The sequence below is a fragment of the Roseobacter sp. genome, from assembly GCF_045106495.1.
Classification (GTDB): Bacteria; Pseudomonadota; Alphaproteobacteria; order Rhodobacterales; family Rhodobacteraceae; genus Roseobacter.
The window spans coordinates 13,040-39,173 of the sequence record NZ_JBGCEQ010000009.1 but is presented as its reverse complement, the minus strand read 5'-3'; the positions used below and the strand labels follow the sequence as shown (position 1 = coordinate 39,173).

General features: G+C 54.3%; 23 protein-coding genes, 1 tRNA gene and 3 pseudogenes. 6 read left to right on the top strand and 21 right to left on the bottom strand.

Annotation, left to right across the window (positions count from 1 at the left end):
* The first annotated feature begins 59 nt into the window (after positions 1–59).
* Entirely contained in the window at positions 60–515 is a 456-nt protein-coding gene (locus AB8B75_RS07015; protein ID WP_405360953.1) for a CoxG family protein, read from the top strand.
* A 415-nt stretch (positions 516–930) separates the two neighbouring features.
* On the opposite strand, the gene AB8B75_RS07010 is transcribed toward AB8B75_RS07015, so the two are convergent.
* The 8 genes and pseudogenes from AB8B75_RS07010 to AB8B75_RS06975 all read right to left on the bottom strand — a co-directional run.
* A tRNA-Gly gene (locus tag AB8B75_RS07010) sits at positions 931–1,004 on the bottom strand.
* A gap of 771 nt (positions 1,005–1,775) precedes the next feature.
* Positions 1,776–2,069: a nucleotidyl transferase AbiEii/AbiGii toxin family protein gene (locus tag AB8B75_RS07005; protein WP_405360952.1), complete on the bottom strand. Its 294-nt coding sequence runs from the start codon at positions 2,067–2,069 to the stop codon at positions 1,776–1,778.
* Complete coding sequence (locus tag AB8B75_RS07000) at positions 2,060–2,428, bottom strand: nucleotidyl transferase AbiEii/AbiGii toxin family protein (protein ID WP_405360951.1); 369 nt, start codon at positions 2,426–2,428, stop codon at positions 2,060–2,062. The genes AB8B75_RS07005 and AB8B75_RS07000 overlap by 10 nt, the downstream gene beginning before the upstream one ends.
* The gene (locus AB8B75_RS06995) at positions 2,421–3,038 is read right to left on the bottom strand and encodes an AbiEi antitoxin N-terminal domain-containing protein (RefSeq protein ID WP_405360949.1); all 618 of its coding nucleotides are present in this window, start codon (positions 3,036–3,038) and stop codon (positions 2,421–2,423) included. The genes AB8B75_RS07000 and AB8B75_RS06995 overlap by 8 nt, the downstream gene beginning before the upstream one ends.
* Before the next feature lie 77 nt (positions 3,039–3,115).
* Positions 3,116–3,385: pseudogene (locus AB8B75_RS06990) on the bottom strand (transposase); the annotation flags it as partial.
* A 31-nt stretch (positions 3,386–3,416) separates the two neighbouring features.
* Positions 3,417–4,982: pseudogene (locus AB8B75_RS06985) on the bottom strand (ISL3 family transposase).
* 266 nt (positions 4,983–5,248) lie between these two features.
* Positions 5,249–5,650 (bottom strand): hypothetical protein, encoded by a 402-nt coding sequence (locus AB8B75_RS06980; protein ID WP_405360948.1) that lies wholly within the window; start codon positions 5,648–5,650, stop codon positions 5,249–5,251.
* A gap of 494 nt (positions 5,651–6,144) precedes the next feature.
* Positions 6,145–6,407, bottom strand: a pseudogene (locus AB8B75_RS06975) (transposase); the annotation flags it as partial.
* Positions 6,408–6,590: 183 nt separating this feature from the next.
* On the opposite strand from AB8B75_RS06975, the gene AB8B75_RS06970 reads away from it, so the two are divergent.
* Entirely contained in the window at positions 6,591–7,169 is a 579-nt protein-coding gene (locus tag AB8B75_RS06970; RefSeq protein ID WP_405360947.1) for an H-NS family nucleoid-associated regulatory protein, read from the top strand.
* A 198-nt stretch (positions 7,170–7,367) separates the two neighbouring features.
* Entirely contained in the window at positions 7,368–7,559 is a 192-nt protein-coding gene (locus tag AB8B75_RS06965) for a hypothetical protein (RefSeq protein ID WP_405360946.1), read from the top strand.
* An 873-nt stretch (positions 7,560–8,432) separates the two neighbouring features.
* Here AB8B75_RS06965 and AB8B75_RS06960 read toward each other — a convergent pair.
* The 10 genes from AB8B75_RS06960 to AB8B75_RS06915 form a co-directional block, all read right to left on the bottom strand.
* Positions 8,433–9,911, bottom strand: a complete 1,479-nt coding sequence (locus tag AB8B75_RS06960; RefSeq protein ID WP_405360945.1) for a sulfatase-like hydrolase/transferase — start codon at positions 9,909–9,911, stop codon at positions 8,433–8,435.
* 2 nt (positions 9,912–9,913) lie between these two features.
* Positions 9,914–11,125 (bottom strand): sulfatase, encoded by a 1,212-nt coding sequence (locus AB8B75_RS06955; protein ID WP_405360943.1) that lies wholly within the window; start codon positions 11,123–11,125, stop codon positions 9,914–9,916.
* Positions 11,122–12,060 (bottom strand): formylglycine-generating enzyme family protein, encoded by a 939-nt coding sequence (locus tag AB8B75_RS06950; RefSeq protein WP_405360942.1) that lies wholly within the window; start codon positions 12,058–12,060, stop codon positions 11,122–11,124. Before AB8B75_RS06950 ends, AB8B75_RS06955 begins: the two co-directional genes overlap by 4 nt.
* A 10-nt stretch (positions 12,061–12,070) precedes the next feature.
* A complete protein-coding gene (locus AB8B75_RS06945) occupies positions 12,071–13,075 on the bottom strand; it encodes an ABC transporter ATP-binding protein (RefSeq protein ID WP_405360941.1) in 1,005 nt (334 codons plus the stop codon).
* Positions 13,076–14,566: a sulfatase gene (locus AB8B75_RS06940; protein WP_405360940.1), complete on the bottom strand. Its 1,491-nt coding sequence runs from the start codon at positions 14,564–14,566 to the stop codon at positions 13,076–13,078.
* Between the two features lie 3 nt (positions 14,567–14,569).
* Entirely contained in the window at positions 14,570–15,400 is an 831-nt protein-coding gene (locus AB8B75_RS06935; RefSeq protein ID WP_405360939.1) for a carbohydrate ABC transporter permease, read from the bottom strand.
* Entirely contained in the window at positions 15,397–16,293 is an 897-nt protein-coding gene (locus tag AB8B75_RS06930) for a carbohydrate ABC transporter permease (RefSeq protein ID WP_405360938.1), read from the bottom strand. Before AB8B75_RS06930 ends, AB8B75_RS06935 begins: the two co-directional genes overlap by 4 nt.
* A 65-nt stretch (positions 16,294–16,358) precedes the next feature.
* Entirely contained in the window at positions 16,359–17,630 is a 1,272-nt protein-coding gene (locus tag AB8B75_RS06925) for an ABC transporter substrate-binding protein (protein ID WP_405360937.1), read from the bottom strand.
* 32 nt (positions 17,631–17,662) lie between these two features.
* A complete protein-coding gene (locus tag AB8B75_RS06920) occupies positions 17,663–18,469 on the bottom strand; it encodes a helix-turn-helix domain-containing protein (RefSeq protein ID WP_405360936.1) in 807 nt (268 codons plus the stop codon).
* Between the two features lie 503 nt (positions 18,470–18,972).
* Positions 18,973–19,182: a hypothetical protein gene (locus tag AB8B75_RS06915; RefSeq protein WP_405360935.1), complete on the bottom strand. Its 210-nt coding sequence runs from the start codon at positions 19,180–19,182 to the stop codon at positions 18,973–18,975.
* A gap of 480 nt (positions 19,183–19,662) precedes the next feature.
* Between AB8B75_RS06915 and AB8B75_RS06910 the strand changes: the two genes are divergently transcribed.
* The 3 genes from AB8B75_RS06910 to AB8B75_RS06900 are packed head-to-tail and all read left to right on the top strand — an operon-like array spanning position 19,663 to position 22,539.
* Positions 19,663–20,682, top strand: coding sequence for an ABC transporter permease (locus AB8B75_RS06910; RefSeq protein ID WP_405360933.1), 1,020 nt, complete (start codon positions 19,663–19,665; stop codon positions 20,680–20,682).
* Between the two features lie 22 nt (positions 20,683–20,704).
* A complete protein-coding gene (locus tag AB8B75_RS06905; RefSeq protein ID WP_405360931.1) occupies positions 20,705–21,742 on the top strand; it encodes a sugar ABC transporter substrate-binding protein in 1,038 nt (345 codons plus the stop codon).
* Positions 21,739–22,539 carry an ATP-binding cassette domain-containing protein gene (locus AB8B75_RS06900; RefSeq protein WP_405360930.1) on the top strand — a complete coding sequence of 267 codons (801 nt, stop codon included), beginning with the start codon at positions 21,739–21,741 and terminating at the stop codon, positions 22,537–22,539. Before AB8B75_RS06905 ends, AB8B75_RS06900 begins: the two co-directional genes overlap by 4 nt.
* A gap of 1,011 nt (positions 22,540–23,550) precedes the next feature.
* Here the strand turns inward: AB8B75_RS06900 and AB8B75_RS06895 are convergent.
* From AB8B75_RS06895 to AB8B75_RS06885, 3 genes are all read right to left on the bottom strand, one after another.
* Positions 23,551–24,243: a DUF4336 domain-containing protein gene (locus AB8B75_RS06895; protein ID WP_405360929.1), complete on the bottom strand. Its 693-nt coding sequence runs from the start codon at positions 24,241–24,243 to the stop codon at positions 23,551–23,553.
* Between the two features lie 389 nt (positions 24,244–24,632).
* A complete protein-coding gene (locus tag AB8B75_RS06890) occupies positions 24,633–25,541 on the bottom strand; it encodes an MBL fold metallo-hydrolase (protein WP_405360927.1) in 909 nt (302 codons plus the stop codon).
* Between the two features lie 19 nt (positions 25,542–25,560).
* A complete protein-coding gene (locus AB8B75_RS06885; RefSeq protein ID WP_405360926.1) occupies positions 25,561–26,106 on the bottom strand; it encodes a carboxymuconolactone decarboxylase family protein in 546 nt (181 codons plus the stop codon).
* Between the last annotated feature and the right edge of the window lie 28 nt (positions 26,107–26,134).

Here is a 26,134-nt window from a genome sequence, read left to right as displayed (position 1 = left end):
CGGAACAGGCCGAGCACTTGGCCGCCATCAAATTCCCATGTTGCTAAGAAGGACATACTATGGAACTGGCAGACGAAATTACCATTAATGCACCAAAAGATCAGGTCTATGCCGCGCTTAACAATCCCGAGATTTTGCAGCAATGCATCCCCGGGTGCGAGGAGTTAATCAAACATTCCGACACCGAATTAGAGGCTAAAGTTGTTCTGAAAGTTGGTCCAGTGAAGGCCAAATTTAGCGGCAATGTGCAGTTGGACACAGCCGGTGCGCCAGATGCGTTTTCCTTGTCGGGACAAGGTAACGGCGGCGCGGCAGGTCATGCGAAAGGCGGTGCGGATGTGACATTGACTGCAGATGGGCCGGATACGACAATTCTGCGCTACCAGGCCAAAGCGGATATCGGCGGCAAACTCGCACAATTGGGCAGTCGTTTGATCCAGAGTACTGCAAAGAAGCTCGCGGCAAAGTTCTTCAAATCCTTCGCGGACGTCGTAAACGAAGATGCCACGGTGTAGCGATCTGCATTAGGTCGTAAGTGCTTCTGGTATTTTGCTCGCGCGGTGTCTCATCGCCCTCACGTAAAGTGCGGGCAGGGGCAAAGCGTTTTTCGAGCGTTTGAACGGATAGAATATCGACAACAAGTACTCGATGCGTCGCGACGAATGCAAAAGAAAACCAATCGTGTTGCAATGGCTGTGTTTTCTGCCATCGCAAGCCGCTCAGGAGGGGTGCTTCGACAGTTTTGATCGATTCTGTGACTTTTCTGAACTTCACATTTTGGAGAGCCAGCGGTTAGGCTGTGAAAAGGAATTTCGCTTGGAAGTCATAGTTGTTACATGTCTGAGCTCCGCGAGCACGGAGCAGTAGTTAACTTTCGAAAAAACGATACAGTGTTACATTTTTACGAGCGAATTGCCGGAACAAAGCTTTTGGAGCGGGCGGCGGGAATCGAACCCGCATCATCAGCTTGGAAGGCTGAGGTCTTACCATTACACAACGCCCGCTCAACAGAATTCGGGTGTATTTCATACCTTCGGTAGCGTCAAGTGAGCCAAGTAAGGTTAACTGTAAGAAATGCAATCGCTATGCTGCTCACGGCCCAAAGCAGACCTTCGCCAGCGTGCTCAAATGCCGCGTTTGCGTTCCTAAAAGCCGACCTTCATGCGAGGAGTAATTTCTTTGAGTTCGCTAAAGGTGGTAGTGCTGGCATTCGCGTCGAGGTGTTAAAATTGCCAATGGCAGCATTATATGTCAGTCAAAGAAGGCGTTAGGAATGCCCGGACGCTAGTTACTGGTATCAATGGATCACATGAAAACTTAAGGTTACCGTACGACGCGGCAAACTGTCGAAAGTGAAAGTTTAGCGCACACTGTGCGCTCAGGCAGCGTCAGGACCCGAATTGGTGGAGGTGAACTGGTGAGTATCATGCGGATAGAAATGAGGTCTATAACTCATGGGCGCTTTGCGGCGCAGCGCATTCACTGGATAGCAAGGGAGTCATGGCGCGTGGTCGGGCATGTCTGCCAACTTTCGATTGACACGTCCGAATACAACCTGAGGTCTGGTTTCCTCAGGTTGCACGACCGACGCGCGCGCAAATCGGTTCAGGCATCGCCCAGATATCATCGACGACGTCCGCGAGGCTCATGCCTTCGATCTCGGTGGATTCGGCGTAGGCGCGCCACTGAGCAGACTTTGTCGCGTCGCTGGCGCATGCCTCGGACAGTCCTGGCGGTCGCGTTTGCGGAACCTTCGTTTGACGTCGCTCAAAGGTTTACTCAATGCTGGTCCGCAATTCGTCCATATTGAGATCGACGGCCTTCGGCAGTGCCCAAAGGTCATAGTAATCCTTCATCCGACCATTGATGATACCGAGTGCCACGATGGCCTGGAGTTTTTCTGCGATGACCGTTTCGGGTGAGTAGGCGCGCACCGAAGCGGACGGAAAGTCGAGCAGTGAGCCGTAGTCGAGCGCGTAGTCGGGGTTTCCAAGCGCATCTCCGAACCCGACATCGATCGTGATCGGGATCCGCGTCTTTTCGAGGAAGGCAGTCGTCTTCAGGCGCATGCCGCCGTAGACCTGATCGGGGCTGCCATAAGGTTGGCGTCGTCAAAGACCAGGCCATCCTCTGCGTCGATTGCGAGAATTTCGGCAATGACCGCCTTCAGGGTTTCCTCGTCCTCAGCACCGAACGACAAGAAATCCACGTCCCGGGTAAACCGACCTCTGTCCTTGGTCCAAAGTGTTACAAGCATACCGCCTTTCAAGACGAAGCGGTCACGATGCGCAGATATGGACAAGCGGTAGATGAGCCGCTCCAGGCCAAAGGCTACCAGCACGACGTCAAAGGCTTGCTCTTCCGTGCGCGCAAGGTTCAGAAGCCTTTGGCGCACCGATGCCGTGATGTTCTTTGGTGTGTCAGCCATTCGATGTCACGGCCTCGAGATAGGGGCGCATCTGGTTCCAGGCACCGTAGGTCTGCGCAGCCTCAGCAATCGCCGATGGTGTTGCCTTACTTTGTTCGATCGCGGCTTTGAGGGCTTCGATAGCGACGGATCGATCGACAAGGCGCTGGTTCCGAAACGCGTCTGCAAGCGTCTTGGGAACCGTATACATTCTGAGCGCTGAACCACCCACCCTTTGCTCCTCGACGCCGCCCGAAAAATAGGGTTCGCGGAACCGGACGGTTCGGATCTTCGGATATGTGATCTTCGGCTCCCAGTCTTTGGCGCCAATCGCAATCCAAACACGACGCGGCAGTTGATCTGTGATGCCGTGAAACGCCAGCGCCGACGTCAGGCCGATGACAGCCTTTGGTGCCCGCTTTGCGACTTCGATCAGGTTCTCGTGCGTATCGGGCGCGCTGTCGGGCAGGCCGTAGAGCCCTCGGCCAAGCTGAAGGATGTCGCCGGAACGCACTGAGCGTGAGATCGTTGCTGCTGAGACGCCAACATTCTCAAGGTCCCGTGCGCGTGCTGGCGCATGGGAATGCAGGTATTCAAGGAGGCGTTGCCTCTGTGTCAGCTCAAGCGGCACTGATAGGTAACCTCAGACTATTCCGTGTTTCGTCCGAGGTTTTCTAACACGACTTATTAGCGACTGCCAAGTTCGATCTAGTAGCTAGACAGTGCAACTTCGAGAGGGTTAGCTCTGTTCAGGTTTTGGTCTCGATTTGACCGGTTAGCATATTCGTGTGGCGTCAGACCAGCGAGGCTGGAATGAGGCCGGTGGTGATTGTAGTCAGCGCGCCATGCCGCAATCACGCGGCAGGCATGGCGCAGAGACGGGAACAGGTGTTCGTTGAGGCATTCCTCGCGCATCCTTCCGTTGAAGCTTTCGACCAGGCCGTTCTGCATGGGCTTTCCAGGCGCGACGTAATGCCAGCTGTCACTTAGCACTTAAAAGGGTTCTTCTTCAAAGAGTGTGATTTCGCGGCAGCATCCTTGCCCGCATAAGTTCATGCCCTGCACGTCCATACATGGACCGTTTCAGTGTTTTGAGGCGGTTTATCTGCCCTTCAGCTTGGCCATTGCTCCATGGAAGTTCCACGGCATTCTACACGGCCTCGATATCTCGGTGCAGAACTCGGGCAAACCGCACCATTTCGACAAGTTCTGTTTCAATCGCATCGTCGATCCAATCTTCTACCAAACACGGGTTGCTGCTTCGCAGGATGCCATCGAAACGCATGGCCAAGCCCCGCATGGTTGTAAACGGCACAGAGCCATTTTTCAGTGCCTCGACTTTTCTGGCCTGACTTTCTGACAATTTGCTCCTCGGCTTTATGCACAGAGTTGCGGCGAAGTCCGTCGAAATCTTGTAACCAGTATCGGGATCGCGGACGGGCTCAAACACCTCGACCGGCGCTTCATCCGACTTTGGTGGTTCGGGGTTGCGCCATTCCTTCAACAGACGTTCCAGATTTGGGCGACTGCCGGTGTAGCCACGGTTCTTTAAGTCATGGAATAGGTGACGGCCATTTCGATTTCCGTTTTTCCAGCACTCAGCGAGAAATTCCTCAAAATACAAGGGAGACGTCGTCTTCAAATCTGCCCTTTTGCGGTCCCGGGGAGCACTTGAAGAAAGCCAGTTTGCGACGCTGCGGCGGTCATAGCCTGTGCGCCTGCCAATCTCGCTATATGACAGGCCACGTTGACGCAAAGCGTGAAGCTCATCGAAGATTTCTTTGCGTGATTGTCTGTGTGCCAAGCGGGCAAAGTGTTTTTGTGACCTTGCGCATGCTAACTTGTCTTCTGACAAGATCGGCCGGACATTTCCATGTCCGCAAAAGCTCATTTGAGCCTTGATTGCTGCTTTAAGGTTTTGGACTAGATGAAATCGATCTGCCACTTGTCTGGCTTGAGGCGCGCCCTCCCGGGCAGCCTGCGCATAAAGACCGCAACGGTCTCTGCTGACGACTTCGATCGACGGGCGTTCTTGCAGCCATGCTTTGACGCTCTCAACACTGCGATCATCCAGAATATCGACGACAGATCTTTTCTCGAGATCCACCATGATCGTTCCGTAGCGCGAAGACCGCCGCCAGCTCCAATCATCAATACCTAACACCCGAACGTCGTCATCCTGCAAAGTCTTTGGTTTGTCCCGCTTTACCTGGCGCAGGATCGTCGTGTCACTGATCGGCATTCCCAGCCGATGCAACAAAGTTTCGGCCGGACGTCCACCCATTCCATGACCCACGAGACCCACGACTTCCGCCATTCTCGCAGTCCGATGCGCATTTGGCAGTGCAACCGTTGGATGCTGGTTGGAGAATGTCCTTCGCCTGCACATTCGGTGCCGACACTGCCAGCGTGTGAGCATCATCCTCACCGTTACCGTGCGTCCTTGGATCGGCAAATCTGCCAACTGACGGGCGCGCTGGCCGTGACGATGGCGGCTTCGGATTCCGCAACCTGGGCAGATACCGATTGGTTTGGCTTCGACGAAAACAAGCCAGTTGTCTTCGTCTTGAAGCATGACCTCCTGAACTTTGACCCCAGGACCGGGGGACAATCTCGACTTCATATGCATGATAGCATGCAATAGTGCGCATGCGCTCAACTATCACACTCTTTGAAGAAGAACCGCGTTAACTGCTACGTGACAAGGTCATTGAATTCTTGGACACGTGCCTCGAAAGCTGGACGCGCCATCCGCGAATGAAGAGAATCCGATCCAGAACTGTAGTCGATGCTAACAGTGCCATCTTTATGATAGTTAATTTCCAAAGGAAAAATTCCCGGCTAGTTTAGAAGATCGTTGTTCAGCATAGATGCTTCGAAAGATTTTCTAAATCGCTCCATTTGATCATCAGCGCTTGTCACTTCCATATCTCGCATGCGCTCCAGGGATTCCTCAAATTCCTCCCAAGCTGCTTTTGTTCCAGGAAGGGTTGATGCCAAAAATGAGCTATCAATATTATTGCGCGCCACTTCGAGCGCGTGAAATGCAGCGTCATTTGCTGTGCCAATACAATCAGTAAAACTAGAAACTGTTGCACAGAAATTGAGAGCCTGCCCAAAGCGGTCAACAATTACATCTCCTGCATCGCCATGAGAAACGTTTGTGTCACTACCAGCTATGGCACGATGACAAATACCGTTTACATCTGACAGCTCTTGTGCGCTTACGATAAACGGCAACATGAAAAAAGTATCAAAAATCTGGTAACTTTCATATTGCTCCCAGTTATTCCAAAATCACAACGGACGGTGGGAACACTGTTATGATTATCATTACTCCTGTCCACCCAACTGATGAATATCGCTGGCCGGGTCAACTGGCTACGCAGATGATGAGATATGGTTAATACCTCTCCGATTCCGCAATAACGTCTCGCAACAGGTCCACTACGCAACACGCCTGACGGCAACGTAGATTCAATGGCTTAGCTTGCTCAAAATCCTGTTGCGCAACCCCCCTATACGCGCGGGTTTGTGCAACAAGACAGCCCTGCCCTAAGGGCTGAGTCCAGACCGTCGGGTTCAATGATTTGGAGGGGCAAAAGCGTCAATTCCGCAATTGACTGCTGCGCGCATACACGAATGGCCAGCGGCTTGCCACGCCAGCCGATGATGTGGTTCAACGTACGCACGATCCGTTCTGATGGCAGCGAGAAGTCCACTTCGATTGCTAAGCCTTGGGCCATCTCTTTGCGTTGAGACGACCTAACCACTTTTTTCCAAGAGATTCCTTCAGGAAATCATTCTGCATACTATTCTCAGCATACATCTTCTTGAGACGCTTGTTCTCTTCGTCCCACGCTTTGATCCGCGAGATAGACGACGCCTCCATGCCGCCATAATTAGCACGCCACTTGTAAAAGCTGGCCGTACTCAGCCCATGCTTACGGCACAGGTCCGCAATAGGCGCACCGCTTTCCGCTTGGTTCAAAGTAACCATGATCTTGGCTTCGCTCTACTTCGATTGTTTCGTCAGAATCTCCTCGTTTGTCGTTGAAAATCCTACCGACAAACACCTCATTATTTCGGGGGGGTGCCACCTCAGCAGCAGATTAGCCATTAAGATTTTAATCATCCCTTGTTGCTATGGCAGCAGCGTCAAATAGCAAAGAAGGAATTACCCATGGCAGTTGATGTCAGCAAAATGAATGCATCCGATTTAGACAAGCTGAGCGCGAAGATCGAGAAACGGCGACAGGAACTGGCTCGCCAAGAAGCGCTTGCGCAGATGGAAGCAGTCGCAAAGAAGCACGGCGTCGAATTTGCTGAAATAGTTCGTCTGCACAACGCGAAACTCCCAAAGATGCCAAAGAAGGTCACACGCAAAGCAGCTCCCAAGGCATCGGTCAAGGCGGCAACCAAGTCGAAGCGTAAAGTAGCGCTACAGGCCGTTTCCAAATCGGCAGCAGAAGCAGCAAGCAAACCGGTGGCAAAAACAGCTCCCAAGGCAGCGGTCAAAGCGGCAACCAAGCCGAAGCGCAAAGTAGCGCCAAAAGCCGTTTCCAAATCGGCAGCAGACGCAGCAAGCAAACCGGTGGCGAAAACAACTCCCAAGCTGGCCGCGAAATCAAAGGTGGTATCGAAAGCGAAGTACAAGAACCCCAACAATCCGAAACAGACCTGGTCTGGTATGGGGCGCAAACCAGCGTGGTTCATCGCTCATCTGGAAGCAGGCAAGAAACCCGAAGGGTTGGCAGCTTAGCCCAATTTGGAATTTTTACCTAGGCAACAACATTGAAATTGCTCGCGCACCGCCAAAGGGCGCGAGCATTTCTATCGCATTCTTAACTTCAGGAGCGAACGCTTTATCGGTTTGACCCCACAAGGCTAAGCGTGAATGGTCGAATTGAGTTAGCTTGGAGGCCAGCAAGCTCCAAGGGGAAGATACTAAAGACTGAGCTTGCGATCCAAAGGAGACATATCTCCGATCATCTTAATTCTGTGGTTGCACCCGCTTTCCCGACATTCGTTGCAGCTGCGCGATCTCGAAGTGGCCGAACTTAGAGGCGAATTCAATGCGCAGTTCCCCATCAACGAGATGACGCGTCAGGACGTGGTCACACTTATCATGGGCTCCGGCGCAGTCGCCTGAGAGTATCGCTCCATCCAGAAGCCAATCCCTAGGTTCTGCCGACCTCGGCGCGTTGATCCAATCCTAGGATCGTTTGGGAGAGCGCGAATTATGAGATCGATCCACCGCATGTCAGCACTTCAGGATGGCGGCAGTCCAAAACTGCAGTTTCGTTTTTTCAGTGCGTCACTGATGATTGTCGTAGCTATGATCTATGAAACGCCGACAACGCAGCATTGGCACTTTGATCCCTTAACTCCAAGCGAACTCAATTAAATTGGGCAGATGCAGCGGGTATCCGAAATGGTGACATCGATGAGTTTCTTCACAGTGCAAGAGCAGCCGTTGAAGAACTTGCTCAGGACAATCTTGAGCATGGGCTAGCACCAGTTGTCACGATGCCTGTTCGAGACTTTTTCTTCGAGTATTGTCGCATTATTACCGACACTGAAAATGCCCATCGTCGACGCCAATGAGGATGGTCAGGACCCGCCGGATGAACCGACAGCATTAATGAGTGAGGGTCGTGGGGTGGGGGAAAGGAACAAAATGCACAACTTATGCCTTTACTGGACATAGCTCTCTTGCGTACGACAACTTTTCATATGGAATCGGTTATGCAAAGTACATCTATCTCCATAAGGCCCACGATGTTCTCACGCGGCTAGCAACAAACACCGATGACCCGCGCTGGACCAAGAAAATCGCCTATCACAAAGGCATTTGCGCGTTGTGGCAAGATGACCGGGACACCGCTGCCAAAGAGGTCGGTGTCTATAAGACCCGCAGCCATGCGGATCAACAGAGACCACGGTACTGTATATGGCGCGGCGTGAGTCCAATTAGCCAGATTTTCTCGATGAGATCGCTCAAGGATCGCGCGCAACCCTCTGTTCACCAAAGTCTCTTGTCTTGCCTTGTTTTGTCTTCGGCTTCGGCCATTGCATCGCACATGCGCCATTTCATTTTGTGCCGCATCGCAATGTGGTCTGGGCTATTGAAGAGATTACACAACTCATCAGGGTCGTTTGTGAGGTCGTACATCTCTCCATCCCGCGCATTCCCGCAGGCGGGCGGCCCATGCCACAGGATCAGTTTCCAATCCTCATAGCGCAGCATTGTGGTCATGATCAAAGGGTCGGTGGCAAAGCCGGAATAGCGGTATTCGCTCAGTGCCCATGGGCGGAAATTTTCCGTTTGACCGGACGCAAGAGGGATGAGTGTTTCACCTTGTACCCCGACGCCGGGGGAACAGCCCGAGGCGTCAAGAATGGTAGCGGTCAGGTCGATCCATTGCACAGGATTTGGTACCCGCTTGCCACACGGCACCGCAGCTGCCCACCGAATGATCAGAGGCACGCGAGTCAGATCATCGTAGAGTTGTGGACCCTTCAGCAATTGACGGTGGTTTCCCAGCATTTCACCGTGATCTGAGGTGAATATCACCAAGGTGTTGTCCAGTTCGCCTGAGTCCTTAAGCGCCTTTAAGATCCGCCCTACTTCATGATCTATCAGTGCAATCATTGCCCAGTACTGTGCGCGGATTTCTTTGATCTCGGCGGCAGAGTAGTCTTGAAAACCAGGGGCTGTGCCACTGTAGCTTTTCTCTGAATACGCGCGATGCGGTGTTGGCTTTTCATCTAGTTCCCCCGACTTGGTGACAGGGGCTGGGATCGCTTCAGCATTGATCATTTCGCGGAATTCTTTCGGGGCACCGAATGAATGATGCGGGTCAAAGAAATTGGCCATCAAGAAGAAAGGTTCGTTGTCGTTGCGCTCGTGCGTGATGAAATCAATCGCCCGCTCTCCCACCCAATGGGAGTAATGCGCCTTGGCGGGCACATGGTCAATCGGTGTGCCGGTGCGTGCACGATTGCTGTATTCCGTATTCTCGTTCGCGCCCGTGTCTGGAAATATGCCCTGGTAAACATCAGGATGCGTCTTTCGCAACCAGCGGTGGTAGTCGTTTTCAAGCGCGCGATGGTTCGACCCATGCGCCCATTCGAACACGCGATAACCGTCATTGTGTCGTGGTTCTGTTCGCCAAGTATCGCAAGGAGACAGGTGCTGTTTGCCGATCATACCGCAATCATATCCCGCATCGGCCAGCGTGCGCGTGAACAGGCGCTGGCCCTCGGGCAAAGGCACACCGTTGGCATAAAGCCCGTGATTGGACGGGTATTTCCCTGTGAACAGTGAGGCGCGTGAGGGGCTGCATACCGGGTTCTGCACATAGCAGTTTTCGAACAACGCACCTTCGCGGGCCAATTGGTCTAGATTGGGCGTGACGGCCCAGGTTGCCCCGGTGCAGCCAAGGCTGTCGCCGCGTTGTTGATCGGTGCAGATGAACAGGATGTTGGGGCGCTTTGTCATGGTCAGAATTTCGCGATCCGCGGTTCGAGGCGGTCTTCTAAGGCAACACGCGCGTCGATCATCAGATCAAGCATGGTTTCCAACCTGTCCAGATGATCTGCTGATTTGGCCAAATTTTTCGTCTCTTGCGGATCTGTGCCAAGGTCAAACAGGCGAGTGGCATCAGGTGAGCCATGTGTGACGACCAGCTTCCACTGCTCAGCGCGCAATGCGGTTTGTTCTGGTAAACTGGGGTTGCGCATGCGGCTTAGCGCCCAGCCCCTCGGTGGGGCAGAGATCAAAGACGTGCCTTGTACCCTTTGCGGCGGTTGCATGCCAGCCAATCCGTAGAACGTCGCCGCAACGTCCATGGTTGATACAATGCCATCCACGGCCATGGCGTGCGTTTTGTCGGTCCGAACAAGCAAAGGCACCTTGACCGCGGGTTCCCGTAAGACATCAGCCGCATCTTTGGACGCCACGCTGCCGCGCCCCGCAGTGACGACTACGACAGTGTCCTTATGCAAGCATTTCAGAACCCTTGCCAAACCTGCGTCCGCTTGCCGCAAGGATTGCAGATCAAGCGCTTCAACAGGCGCTGGGCCAGCACCCAAAGTTTGCCCCACGACAAAACCCGCAATGCCAAAGAACGATGCTTCGCCTATCTGAGAAAGGGCCTGTTCTGCAACCCAAGCGTTAAAACTGAGCGCGTCAGGCAGAGACATCATCGCCTGTCGTTGCTCATTTGGAATGGCTGTGTCGTCCGGGTCTGGCTGACGCGGAAAGATTGCGGCATATGCGTCTGGTGCTTGCGCCTGTAACCACGTCAGGTAGGCATTTTGTCGGGACCGGTGCAGCGGTCCATGCGCCCAGTCGAAAGTGCGATATTCAAGCCTGCGCGCGTGTTCCGTTGTCCAGTTTGAGACCCCCGCAAGTTGTCTGCGCCCGACAAGCCACGTTTGATAGCCTTGGGCGGCGAAGGCTTCTGAGACCGTGGTTTCGCGCGACGATAACGTAACCCCATCAGTCCAAAGACCATGTACGCCGATGTCGAGCCCCGTCATCAGGCTCGCACGGCTTGGGCTGCTTTCAGGGCAGCAGGTATAGGCGTTTGTGTAATTCAGACTGTCGTCCATTAGCCCGCGCAGTGTTGGCAGATCATCCAGATGTAGGCACAGGTCATGAGCTGACAGGCTGTCAAAAACCACCAACAGGATGTCGGGTCTGTCGCTCATGCCGCGTCCCATACCACGCGAAAGCCCTGATGCGGCGTCGCGCTGTCAGGTGTGTTCCCGCTGCGTGCCGCGATCCGATAGCGGTAGCAGTAGCTGCGGTGGCACAGATACGATCCGCCCTTTAGAAGCTTGTGACCCTTCATGCTAAGCATTTTGTGTGCAGCACGCTTCTTGAGCGACTTCACTCGAAATGGTTCAGAGGTCCATTCCCAGATATTGCCGACCATGTTGTAAAGACCATAGGCGTTCGGCGCAAAAGAGTGCGCAGGCGCTGTGTGCGTGAATCCGTCGCGTCCCGTGTTCTGGTTCGGAAAGACCCCCTGCCAGATGTTGCATGGCATGTTAGCGTGATCATCCGGCTCGGCGTCGCCCCATGGAAACGGGACATCCCCAAGACCGCCTCGTGCTGCATGTTCCCATTCAACCTCCGTTGGCAGCCGCCCGCCGCACCAGCGCACATAGGCTCTGGCATCGTTCCATGATACCTGCACAACAGGGTGGTCAGGCGCCGGCGTTTCACTCTTTGCGCCGTTGGGCGCGCGCCAAGTTGCCCCATGAACAAGGCGCCACCATTCGGTTCCAACGACGCCTTTGGTAGCACCTTGATCTTCTGGCACATCCGAAAAAAAGACGAAGGACCAGCCGATGCGTTCCGCTTCAGTTACATAGCCAGTATCACTGACAAACGTTGCGAAGTCAGCGTTTGTGATCGTCCCGGATGACATGCGGAAGGCCTTGACTTTTTTGTGTCGCGCGGGGCTTTCGCCATCATCGGCGATCTGTGGCAGGCCGGTTCCAATTAAGGCTGTGCCGCCGGGAACTTCGACAGATTCTCCGGCATAAGACCCAGTTCCTTTAACAATAACCTCGTCATTTTGCCGGCGTCTTTCACCAGCACGCGCAGGACTGCAGCAACCCGTTTTTGATGTCATCATTCTGCGCCGCCTAGGTGATCCTTTCGCCTGACTTATCAAACTTGTGCAGGTTCTCCAATTCGGGCGACAGATAAACCGTATCGCCTATTGCCAACCGAAACTTGCCTGGAGCGCGGATGGTCAGGGTATCTTCGATCCCGTTCACGGTCACTCGGACAAAAGTGTCACTGCCAAGGTGCTCTGAAATGCCTGCGGTGCCTTTCCATTCGCCGCTATCGGTCGAAATGGTTAGATGTTCGGGACGGATGCCGATGGAGGCCGCGCCATATTTGTCGGCCTGAATCCCTGAAATGATGTTCATCTTGGGCGAGCCGATAAAGGAGGCCACGAACAGATTGCACGGTGTGTCATACAGCTCAAGCGGGCTGCCGATTTGTTCGATCACACCCGCATTCAGCACGACGATCTTATCGGCCATGGTCATCGCCTCGACCTGATCATGGGTGACGTAGATCATCGTGGTCTCTAAGCGCTTGTGCAATTCGGTGATTTCCTGCCGCATACCAACGCGCAGGGCTGCATCCAGATTGGATAAGGGTTCATCGAACAAGAACGCCGCCGGTTCACGCACAATGGCCCGTCCAATCGCGACCCGTTGACGCTGGCCGCCTGAAAGTTCTTTGGGGCGTCGTCCCAGATAGTCGGTGAGGTTCAAAACTTCTGCCGCGTTGTCGATCCGGCGGGCCTGCTCGTCGCGCGACAAGCCCGCCATGCGCATCGGAAAGGCGATATTTTGGGCCACGGTCAAATGCGGGTAAAGCGCATAGGACTGGAATACCATCGCCAGCCCACGCTTGCCGGGGGACAGGTCTGTGGCATCCTTGCCGTCAATCTCGATCACTCCAGCGGTGACGTCCTCCAGCCCGGCGATCAAGCGCAATAAGGTCGATTTCCCGCAGCCCGACGGCCCGACAAAAACAACAAATTCGCCGTTTTCAATACCAAGATCGAGTGGCGGGATGACATGCACACTGCCAAATTCCTTTTGGACGCCCTTGAGTTCGATACGCCCCATTCAGCGAGTTCCTTCTCTGTGTTGGCCGCGCACCATATTGGGTGGGGGAGACATCATCGCATGTGCGCCACGCACGCAGGCATCGATGAACCCTTGCGTTTTCAACCCGCTTTCACTGCGCCATTTCAATATGTCATTGATCATACGTGCCTTTGTGTCGGCATGGACGGGATCGAACCAAAGGTTGGTTTGTTCGGTTGGATCGGTCGCCAGATCAAACAGCTGGCCGTCTTCGCTGTCCACGAAATGTACCAGCTTTGTTGTCCCATCCAACAGCATCGTCATCAGGCGCGTGCCCGTCAGCAAAGCGTCATTGGAATGCTCCGCAAAGACTTTCGTGCGCACTGGATCAGGTCCGCTTGAAAAATAGGGCACAAGCGATTGCGCCTCCATCCAGTCGGGTACATGCGTCTGTGCCCACTCTAAAACCGTGGGGCCAAGATCAAACAGGGCGACGTTGTCAGCGACACGTTTGTCAGTTGGAATACCTGGCCCGGCCACGATTGCAGGCACCTGCACCGTGGATTGGTACATGTTCCATTTCTGCGAATGTCCATGATCGCCAAGTGCATCCCCATGGTCCGAGGTGAAGACGATGATCGTGTTATCCAGATCGCCCCGCGCTTCGATCGCGTCGATGATTTCACCCACTTGGGTGTCGATCATCGTCATGTTGGCGTAGTAGTGCGCCCGTTGCCTGCGCGACTGTTCGGCGGTGGCCGCGGGAAGATGAACGACGCCGTCTGCATCTTCGCCCAGCATGAAGTCCCGCAAGCCTTGCAGGGCTTCGGGCTGCGCCTCTGGGTCCGGGGGGATCATTTCGGGCAGGTGGCGCCCTGCGTACATATCGAGATACTTTTGCGTTGGGTCATAGGGTGGGTGTGGTCCCGGCAGCCCTACCTGCAAGAAGTACGGCCCATCGCCTGCGTAGCGATTCAACCACCACTTCGCCATCTGCCCAGTAAACACATCAGGGTGCAACGCTTCATCATGCTCCCACACCCAAGCTCCCAGCTTATCGCCATAGCCGTCCTTGCGCCGCTGTGTGACGCGGGATGGTTTTTCGAGCCCGCTCAGAAAATAGGCCTTGTCCCAATTGTCCAAATAGAACGGCAGGTTCGGATGATCGCGGTCCTTGTTTTCAGTCACATGACGTTCATGAAAGCCAAAGGCACCTTCGATCGGCATCGTGTGCATCTTGCCGACATTGCAGGTGCGATAGCCTGCTTCGGCCAAATCCTTGACCCAGCAATATTGCCAGGGCTCATCATTGCGAAACACACCATTGGTATGCGGATAGGTCCCGGTGAACAGCGAGGCGCGCGAGGGCGCACAAGAGGGCGAGGTGATATACATGTTTTCAAACGCGGTGCCGCGCGCAGCCAGCCGATCAAGGTTGGGCGTGATCATATGATCGAACCCAAGGGCCGCTATGGTGTCGTAACGCTGCTGATCGGTGATGATGAAGACGATATTTGGGCGTTGGGTCATTGATTATCCTTTCACCGCACCGGATAGGGATTGCACGATGTAGCGGTTAGCAATCGCCATAAGCGGCAAGATCGGCAGCGTCAGCGCAATGCTTGCCACCGCGATCGAGGCCCAATCGACGCTATCGTAAGAGATGAAGTTCATCACCGCGACGGGGGCCGTGGCAGTGCCCGAGCGAGTGATGATCAGCGCATAGAAAAAGTCATTCCAAGCCACAAGGAAAGCCAGGATCGCGGCAGCCACGGCTCCGGGGCGCGCGGCCGGCAGGGCGATCAGCAAAAACGCCTTGAGCAGGCTCGCGTCATCCATAATCGCGGCTTCGATCAACTCATCGGGGACCTGCGCAAAGGAATTCCACATCGACCAGGTGACCAAAGGGAGGGTCAGGGTCATGTAGGCAAAGACCAATCCAATATAGGTGTCGATCAGGCCCGCATTCACGTAGAGAAGGAACAACGGGATTACAAAACCCACAGGCGGTGCCATGCGTAACAGCAACAACACCCACGAGGCGACAAACTTACCGGACATCCGCGCTTTGGCGAGAGCGAAGCCAGCCGGAACCCCGACAAGCATTGCAAACAGGGTCGACAGGCCAGCGGTGATGAAAGAGTTCAGTAAGGCACTTGGAAAATCCGACCGGGTGATCTTGAAAAAGTTGTCGAACGTGAGGGCAAAGGGGCTTTCCCAGATCGGCTGAAAAATTGCGATTGGGGAGCGGAAAGACAGGATTACCACCCAAAGAGTCGGGATCGCGGCAAAGATCAGTAGGACCAACATCATCGTCAGGCCAAACCCGCGCTTGATCCGAAACTCGCGGCTGTTGTCGATCATGTTGTCACCCGCTGATTCAGTTTTGCCACGTAGTAGGCAATGAGTGCGGCCATCAGGAACAGCATCACAGCAACAGCGGCCCCGTAGGCTACGTTGGAATTCTGGAACGTTTGCACGTAGGCATAAAAGTTCGTGGCCTGTGTAGACCGACCAGGGCCGCCCTTGGTCATCACAAAGATCATTGGGAAGTGCTTTAGGCTGTCGATAAAGCGAAACAGCGTCACCATCAGCAAGGCAGGGGCCAACAGCGGTAGTGTGATGAAAATGAACGTCTTGATGCGGGTTGCACCATCAATGGCGGCGGCCTCCTCCAGATCAGGAGAAATCCCTTGCAATGCGGCCATGATGATCAGCATCGCAAAGGGGAAATTTGTCCACGTATCGGCAATCACGATCGCTGCAATCGCACCCCACTGACTTGTCAGGAAGGCTGGGATCGTAATCCCGAACAGATCGAAGAACGCGTTGATGGGCGAGAGTGTCGGTGTGAACAGCGACAGCCAAATTAGCGCGACGGCCACATGCGGCACCGCATAGGGCAGCAAAAAGAGCACCCGGCCAATGCGCCACTTTCCGGTGATTTTTTGCAAGCCTACTGCAATTGCGCTGCCGATGATGACTTGCGCGGCCACCCCAAAGAATGACAGGGCTGCCATCACGTAGATCGAATTCATCAAACGTTTGTCCGAGAGCATCTTGGCAAAGTTCTTGAAACCGAACTCCCAGTTTGTGCCACGGATCAGGTGGTAGTCGCTGAAGGCTAGTCCAAACATGCCCGCAAGCGGGACGATAGCGAAAATTCCCACCGCCAAAACGGCAGGCACCATCATCATCCGATAGCCACGTTGAAGTTCGTAAGTTGCGCCACGGCGGGTAATGTTGTGATCTGACATGCGGAACCCCAATTGCTTGCCCAGCGAGGAAACCCCGCTGGGCAGCCGGTAAGCTAAAGCTTAAGTTAAAGCCCGAGAATGTCGCGCATGTCCGCTTCGGCTTGCTCAAGCGCTTCTTCGGGCGTCATCAGACCGTTGATCGCAGCGTTCACGCTTTCACCAATAGCCTGACCAAGTGCAGGCCATTCTGGGATGAGTGGACGGTAGTGACCGATCGCCAGATCAAGCGCTGCAACCCTTGTTGTCAGGAAGTCTGGGTGAATATCGGCATACTTCGCCACGACCTCAGCGTTTTCAGCAACGGATGCAGTGGTGAAGTCCGGGAAAGATTCTGACATTGCAATCTTGGCGACAGTCTCAGCGCTTACCGCCCATTCAATGAACTTGGCAGAAGCTTCGGCATTCGGCGCGCTTGCCGGGATACCCATGCCGTGCACACCGATCGCAGGAGAGCGACCTGCAGGACCACCCGGAGGCAGCGCAATACCAGTTACGTCGGCGAATTGGCTTTGTGCCGGGTCAACGATCTGACTGATGATACCTGTGCCTTCGACGGCAAATGCGATCTGACCGTTCTTTGCCGCCGCGTTCACCTCAGCAAAGTTGAAATTACCCGCGCCATCAGGGCCGTAGTCGTTGATGAGCTGGGTGTAAATTTTCAGCGCTTCAGCGTTCTCAGGCGAATTGATCGCAGGCGTCAAATCGCCGCCTTCATAATCCGCAAAAAACGTCCCTCCATACGCCCGCATGACCATCGGGAAGATAAACATGTTAAAGCCCTGGCCCGGAACAGCTCGTAACGCAATCGCCGCCTGATCGTCGGTTGTAATCTTGGCTGCGACGTCGAGCATGTCCTCCCAAGTCTGAGGCACATCGGCACCAGCTGCCTCAAGCAAATCCTCGCGGTAGCTCATCAGGCCCACGCCAGCAAAGAAAGGCAGCGCCCATTGGTCGCCGTTCACAGAATATGCACCAAGCGGTCCTGCTAGAATGTCAGAGGTCGTCTCTTCGGACACCAAATCTGTCATGGGCTGCAGCCAACCGGCCTGAATCCAGCGCTGCACCTGAATGACAGGCGTGTGAACAACATCGATATCGCCTGTACCGCCTGTGAAAGACAAGGTGATACGGTTTTCGAAAACGTCCTGTCCGATCACATCGATATTGGCTTTGATACCCGTCTCGGCCTCAAAATCTCCAGCGAGTTTAGCCAAGCCGTTGGTATAAGGCATGCCGAACATAACGACGTTGATTTCTTCCGCTTGAGCCATCGCCGGACCAAACGCTGCTGCCAACGCAATGCTGGATGCGAGTGTTGTCGATAGTAGATGCTTCATTTTTTCCTCCCAGATTATGAAGCCTGCCGTGCTTATCCTCCGCGCATCGGCAAGACGTGGTATTTTGGCTGCAGTCGCGATGCAGCACTTTCTTCGAAAACAAGCTCTGAAAGCTCGGTGCGCACTTTCAACAGTGCGTCTTGGTATGTCTTGGCGGGGGCGCTGTCCTTTTCGGCAGGCTCAGCCAAGGCCAACAAGTGCAGGAACTTCCCCTCAGGGTCTTGAATGACCGTTGCAAAACGGCGAATACCGACGTGGTTGCCCTTTAGATCGGCGACAAAGGTGTCTTTGCGGCGTTGATCCAAAACATGTTTTACATCTTGAACCGCCAAAGGTGCGATTGTCCCGCGCGCGCGCGAAGTTTCATAGAAACCGTCAGTGAAGAACCGTGCTTCAACTTCGTCCCAGTCAAGTCGGCTGAGGTAAAGTTGCGACAACACATCCAATTCGTAGAGCGACCGGCGAAAGCCCACGTTTGCCCGGATCACAACGTTTGGATCAGGATAGTCAGTCTTGGAATGCCACAAAAGTTCGTGGCCGGCCACCACGACAACTTCGGCAGACACATTTAGTTCAGCGGACAAGCTGCGCATCGCGTCGTCTAGCTTGGCAAGATAGACCTCTGACATTGGAACGTTCCGGTCCAGCCGGAAATTCCGCACAACGTATTTTTCGCTTGTGCGGAACAGATACCCCCAGTCCGACAAAGACCGAATGACACGATTCACAGTCGCAGGCGGCATCCCACAATCATGGGCGATATCCACCTGCTTAATCGGCCCGGGTCCCGCGGCCATGATGTATTCAAGAACTTGCAAGGTACGTTTTGTCGGGTCCATACGGATATTTCATAATTAGAATCAGAAATTCCAAATATGGAATTTATCGTACGACCATCATTGATCCCCCACTGTCTGTCAATTCTTGATTTTCTCCAACAATACAAAGTGCCCCTTGTTTTTTTGCACCACCTGTCTAGCAGCTGCTTTGGGCAGACCGTAAGCGCGACCTGTTGAATCGAAAGAATGCACTTGACGCTAGCAAGTCGCCTTGGCATCGAATTCGAAGAAGCGTTGGTTGATCAGAAATGATAGAAGCCTACACAGTCGGAGCGCTTTCAAGGTTGGCCGTTTGCCGGCATTGGCCAGACTCATCGAATGCTGCGGTCGCCGCCCGCATTCCCGCCCTTCGTTACGCGCAATCACTACTGAAAGGATGTAAGACAGGAATGAACATACCACTCAGGCAGTCCCGTCAATAAGGCCGTTGCTAAGATCCTCCGGTGATCTGTCATTGAGCGCGCTGTAAAGGTTTGGAAATCTCGGACGAGTTCGCGGGTGATCTAGCGGCAGTCTGCCTTGAGGCAGCGTTTGAGTTTTGACGGGCATGCCTGGCAGGTGTGTTTGAAGGCCCAATACTTTGCCACGCCTTCAAGTCTTACAAAGGTATCGAGCTTGAAATTCGGATCGGTGTAATACCGCGTTGCCAAGGCGTTGACGTCGGGCCCTTCGTCACGGCCGGCGCAACCCGTGTCCGCGGCGTCATCTGTCAAGTGATCCGGCAACTCAAGTCGAGATGGGTCAGCCTTCTTGCCTTTGCGTCATGTTTCAACTTGTCGGCGACAGACGGCTTGATCGATCCCGTCCCCATAAGAGGCCCTGAGCCGACGCAAAGGAATTCTGGCGGGAAGCGTAGCCTGCACGATGGCGGGCGTCGGGATTACCTGAAATCATCAGTGCCTCCTTTCACTTTGCGTATTCCAACCCGCTCAACTGCACTAAAAACTGGTATCAAGTAAAGTTACGATACTTTTCTCCAACGATTCTTCGAGATTTTCATCGCTAGATTCCTCTTTATCGGTTTGAAAACAATAAAATATGAGTTCCGCCCGGCAGGCCCGATATTCTGGTTCGGGAGTTTACTTCACTAATTATCTTGACTTAGTGTAGTTATGTAGTGAATTTGCTTCTGAAACCGCGCTGGCGCATTACCGCGTCAGCTGGGAGGAAATACAGAATGAAATCGGCGAACAATGACATCGGCTGACCTGAATGCACCAACCTCAGCCGGAAAAGGTTTTGGCTTTCTGGCACGCAACCCGGGGCTGGTACCTCCGCTTGGTTTGCTGGTGCCGCTTGTGTTGCTTGTTGTGCTGATCACGGTAATAAATCCGGTCTTCGTGGATGGTCGGAATGTCTTCAACGTGTTCCGTCAGATTGCCATTTTCCTGATCCTCGGCACGGGCATGACGATCGTCATGGCGGCTCGCGGCATCGACCTTTCCGTCGGTTCGACGGTGGCGTTGGCAGGTTGCGTTGCCGGCCTTGTTCTTAAGAGCGGCATATTCGGTGACGGGCTGGGCTCGATCATGGCGATCGTCGCGGCAGTCGGCGTGGGTGCCGCCGTGGGCTGCGTCAATGGATTTGCGGTCACTACATTAAAAGTGCCGCCACTTATCGTGACACTCGGAACGCTCACCGCCGTTCGCGGACTGGCCTATCTTGTCATGGGCTCTGACCAGGTCCGCAACTTCCCAGAACAGTTCCTCTGGATCGGGCAAGGTCGGATCTTCGGACTGCCCGCCGCAGGTGCCATCGCACTTGTGGTGGTTCTTCTGGGCGCTTTTCTAATGAACTGCACCCGCTTTGGCACCTATGTGCTGGCGGTCGGTGGTGATCGTAGTGCTGCTATTCGGGCCGGTATCCGCGTCCGCCGTTATGAAATGGGGGCTTATATCCTGTGCGGTGCGCTGGCGGGGCTGGCTGGCGCTATGCTGGTGGCGCGACTCAATGCAGCACAAGCTGTGCTAGGGGCGACAATGGAGCTTCACGCCATCGCCGTCGTTGTCCTCGGCGGCACGTTCCTTTTTGGCGGATACGCCACTCTCCTGGGCACGTTTTTCGGAGCCGTTTTTCTCGGTGTCGCCGAAAACGGTCTGCTCTTGATGGGTGTGCCGTTCTACTGGCAGCAGATCGTCATCGGAACGACCCTCGTCGTTGCCGTCGCTATTCAGCTTTACCGCTTCCGCCGCCGGGGCATGGCGAGCGGTTGACCGGACGTCGTCGGAAACTTGTATGCCCGACAAAATGGGAGGAACTGAAATGAAGAAACAACTGTACGGGATTGCCGTGGGATTTTCTCTGGCAATGGGGTTTGGCACCAGCGCCGTTGCTGCGGAAGACCCGCTAAAAATCGGCTTCGCGCCGCCAGTCTATGATACTCTAGACTACTTCGGCCAATTCGCCGTGGCCTTTCAAGAAGAGATGGAAAGCCAGGGCGTGGCCATCGAGTTTATCGCCCGCGCCTCGACCGCCGAAGCGAATGTTCAACAGCAACTGGACATCGTCGACGATCTCATCACCCTCGACATGGACTACATTATCGTTGGCCCGATCGATTATTTCGGCATCGTTCCAGCGTTGCAGGCGGCAAATGAAGCGGGGGTTCCAGTCATCGTCGTGAATCACCTCGACGTGCACCCCGAGGATGCGGGCGTCGACGTGCTGGCTTATAGTGGCTATTCGCACGCCGAGGGCGGCGAGGTCACGGCCAAATGGGCGCTGGAAAACGTTCTGGCTGTGGGCGACAAGGTAGGGTTGATGTTCGCGGAGCCCGGAAACCAGATTTCCGAGCAGCGCGTAGGCACCGCCCGCGACCTGTGGAGCGATGCGGGAATAGAAATCGGATTCGAACATTACGCCTATTGGGAACAGGCTCGCGCCTTTGACGCGACCGAGCGGCTGATCCTCGCAAATCCGGAAGTGAAGGCGGTCTATGCCGGCAACAGTTCCATGGCCATGGGCGTCGCGAATGCACTTAAGGGTATGGGCGAGGACGGTGTCGAGGTCTTCGGGTTCGGTGCTGTGCCGCCAGAACTCGACATGATCTGGGAAGGCCTCATCCGCGGTTCCATCTTCCGCGACAGTCAATCCAGCGGCCGCTATATCGCAGATGCTATTGCCCGCCATTCCAAGGGTGAAGAGATCGAAAAGCAGTATCCGCTCGATATGGTGATGGTCGCATCGCGCGATGACGTGCTGACCAAAGTGCCAGAGGGTGCGTTGCGCCTTATGGAAAACTGGCCCGAGATTGAAAAGGAACTGCAGAAGTGACGGCAACGTCACCTGAATCCCAATCCTCCCCCGCCGAAGCGGGGGAGGTGCTGTTGTCGCTGCGGGACATCAAGAAATCCTTCGGCGGCGTACAAGCACTGCGTGGTGCCTCGATGGAAGTCGCGCAGGGTAGCGTGACGGCCCTTGTCGGTGACAACGGGGCCGGAAAATCCACGCTCATCAAGACCATCATGGGCGTGCATGCGCCGACCTCCGGCACTATTGTTTTCAAGGGGCGGGAGATCACCGTCCCGAACCCGGAAGCTGCGCGGAGCCTCGGGATTGAGGCCATCTATCAAGATCTGGCGCTGGTCGGCACATTTGACCTTGTCCAGAACTTCTTTCTGGGCCGAGAGCGCATAAGGTCGTATTTCGGCGGTCTCATCAAGGTATTGGATAAAGCAACCATGCGGGCGGAGGCGATGGAAGTTCTGACCGAGCGAGTGGGAATACGCATCGGAAATCCCTACGCAAGCGCATTCGTCATGTCGGGAGGGCAGCGACAAGCGGTCGCAATCGGTCGGGCCATCCATTCCGATGCGAGGCTGATCATCATGGACGAACCAACGGCGGCACTGGGTGTCGAGGAAACCGAACGGGTTCTGACGATCATCGAACGCCTGCGCGACCAGGGACTGACTGTGCTCATGGTCAGCCACAATCTCGAGCATGTCTTCCGCTGCGCCGACAGCATCGCCGTGATGCATAGCGGCGAAGTCAATGCGCAGGTTCCCACTAAAGAGGTCACACGTCAGGATGTGGTTACGCACATTATGGGCTCTCGCGCTGTCGCCTGAGAGGGTCACGCCATCCAGAGCCAAACTCTAGGTTTTGCCGACCGCGGCGCGTTGCTTCGATCCTAGCATCGTTTGTGGGAGGAGTTAAGAGATCGATCCAGTGAAGGCCAGCACCACAGGATGGCGGCCCTGCAAAGCTGCAGTTTGGTTGTTCCTCCGCGTCATCACTGACGATTGTCGTAGCTATGATCCATGAAACGCCGACAACGCTGCATGGTAAACCGTTCTGTCAAGAGGCGACCGAACCAAATTCTTCAGCGTCTAAACTAGACGCCACCGGGTAGAATTCTCCACAAAAACCATATTTGGACAACAGTTCAAAATTAGCCTGTTGTGTCGAGCGTCTTTATCTCCGAACAAACTTAAACACCCAGCCGAGCTCCCAAAAACACGCAAGTCATGAAAAAATCTATGAGTGAGGGAGGCAGGATCTAGGCTCTTACCCGCGTTTTGAAGTTGCCACGATAGCAGGCTATGTCACAGCAAAACCTCAGATTAAATCCGCACATCTCGATCTAGTGCGAATACCGTCTATTTGACTTCTGGCTCTGCTAACGGCGCTGTAAACTCTGGACAAAAAAACTCAAAATCAATACATTTTCCGCCTGTTCTACATGGTTCGAATACATCCAGCCATAGCGCGAGTATGGCTGTACATAAGCCTCCTAGAGATTAGCAAGTGCGTCATCATATAGCTCAACTTCCAGCCTATGGTTAGAAATACCAAGCGAAATCATATCGATCGTCTATTCAATTGTCGGAGATCATCCAAGGGATCCTTCTAGCGCGATATGAAGTATAACATCGCAGTAACGTGCACCGCGCGTCTGACAGCGGACCAAATCAAGACACCAAAAACAGTCGTTAACGGCCCAATTTTCGCGCTCGCCGAAAAGTATAGCGGCAGTGCAGCAAACATCTGCCGTCAAGGTCTGCAACGCGGACAAATCGGGCCTTCGCGGCGCTCGCTCGAATGTCAGCTTGGTTGAGCACATTGCACGGAAGTACAGTCTATCGGATTAACCACTCGAAAGCTTCCGTCAGCGCTTTTTTTCCATTTGCGGTCAAGGGACCGCCATGAGCCATCACAAGACGATCGATTTGCCATTCCAAGATGCGTTGTACATCTTCTCGTGCTTTTGTTTTGTCTGTCGTCGCCATACGGAACTTGCGAGGTACGGACGGTATGGGGGCCGTCATCAAGTCTAGTCTGGCTACCACTGCTCGCCAACCGCTAAACCAGCCTATTGGAATCTGTTGCACAAGGTCCGTCACTAACGCTGTTGCCGACCCGCGGTGGAAAAACACCATCTCTGTTGTGATCCGGTTTCCACGCACCAATACTTGTTCCAACACTCCACCCCAAGCCGGGTTTGGTTCATTGCACAAAGTTGCGTGAATCGCCGTACCCGCGACTTGTTCTGTTAGTCCAGGTGCGCCGTAAACCCGTGCGTCTGGGTAGGCAGCAGCCCATTCAGAAAGGAACTTGTAGTGCAAATTGTTGGGGGCAACCAAATGAGTGACGGCCCCAAGAGCATCGACCGTATTTCGAATTTCCGGTGTCAGAGCGACCGGCGACCAGAGCCATAATCCACCGTCGTCGGGAAGCCGAACAACGGCCATTCTCGTGGGAAACTGAAAGCCCGCCGCGCCCATTACAGGTGGGCCATCGAAAAGCCAAAGCCCGGGCCCGAAAGGTGTCATGATTCAATGTGTCCTTTCCTGATCGTCTATGTATCGGATGCTAGGAAGCGGTAGCGGAATTGCCGAAAGTTGAATGCCAAGGCGTTAGTCGGCAACACAGAAGCCATCATTTGTGCCGTTTGCATGGATTTCCATACGTAAACACCGCCACCCAACGATTGAGCCTCTTCGAATGAGAAGTGCTGTCGGAGGAGGGCTGGATTTTAGACCATGCGGGTGCGGTCTGCCGATATTTTTTTCAAGGTTTCCGAACGAGAGCAACCTTTCGGTAAATCGAATGTGACAACTTCAGGTATCATATTTGAAGACTCCCATGCAAAAAGGCGCTGGTGCAGTTGGAATTCCATCAGTCAGGTTTGATCTGTATGCGCCAATTGTTTTGGCGAAGCCTATGCGCCGACCTCGCCGGATTTCGCCAGTAGCTGTGTGTCAGGGTCGAAAGCGACACAGGGACCGAAGCACAGTGCTAAGTCGGTTTCTGCCTTCACTTGACTTGCAACTAAGGTGACTTCCCCTGCGTTAGTGAACCGTGCGTTGCGGTGGTCCGCCATCCAGTCGTCGGGCGGCAAAAGGGTTGATGCGCGGTGAGTGATGTTCCAAACAAAATAGTGGTGCGGCACGGTGATCCGCGGCTTTAGACGTGCGCGGACATCGGCGATTTGCTGGTAGCTCAGTACGTGGGGTGATCCGTCGATGGGCAACAGCGCAATGTCAACCTGACCGAGGGCTTCCCATACCTCGTCGGGCGGATTGGGCCGGTTGTCACCCCAATGAAGAATACGCAGTCCAGCAGTTTCAATGATCAGGATGGAGTTGTCAAAGGATCGCCAATTATCTGGTGGCACGGTTTCCATGGGGGTTAACTTACGGGTCAAACCCGCCCAGTCGTATTTGTTGTGGGTCGAGTCAGATACGTGCTTGTCAGCGATACCCGTGACTGCAACGTCGGCGAACTCGAACCGCCCGATCAACCGGTCCAGCAACGTACTGGCGTGAAGAGCATGCAGATTGTCGTGATCGAAGTGGGCGTGTGTGGACAGACCGATATCAACTTCGCAACGCGGGAAGTCATATAGGTACCAATCCCAGCCCCCCCAAGGTGGATTGCGCCAAGGGTCTATCATCAGCGTCACGCCAGAGGGAGTAGTGATCCGAAAGCATGAGCCACCGAAATACGCAAGACGTATGGCTCCCTTGCCGGGTCCGTCGAGTAATTGCCCGCCTTGAGCGGCGATCATGCGATTGTTGTTTTCGCTTTGCTTCCAGGCCCAAAGGCCTTCCTTACTGCGGTCTGCCATATTTTTGCTGAAGCAATCCTTAGGTCAGGATATGCTCCACCCCCTCTTCCATTTCGATTTGCAATGCGTCGTTGAAGCGATTGAAGAATCCACATAGTGCAATGCGCAGCGTCAGTTCGACGATCTGTTCTTCGCTAAAGTGTTTTTTCAACTCGACGAACACGCCGTCTCGCATCCGGTTAAAATCGTTGGTCACTTGAACGGCGTAGTCGCGGACCAATAGATCCAGCGTGTCGAAGCCGTCTGGAGTGTCGCCAAGAATGTCCAGAACAGCGGCTTCTGGAAGACCGTGGTGAATAGCGCGGGGGGCGTGATGGGCGATGCAGTATTCACAGCGGTTGATCGTCGACACAGTGACCAAAGCGATTTCAAGATAGCGCTTAGGAAGAACCGCCTCATCGGAAAACTCTAGCAGCAGGCCCATGATATGCTTGAGTGCTGGTGGACGGTGGGCAAAAACGCGCACTTGATTGAGAAACGGGCCGTAGTCGCGGGCATAGCGTTCGTAAATCGGGCGTACGTCTTCTGGCACTTGAGAAATTTCGACATCGCTGACGCGGGCCATTGAGCTGTCTCCTTATTGGAAATAGGTG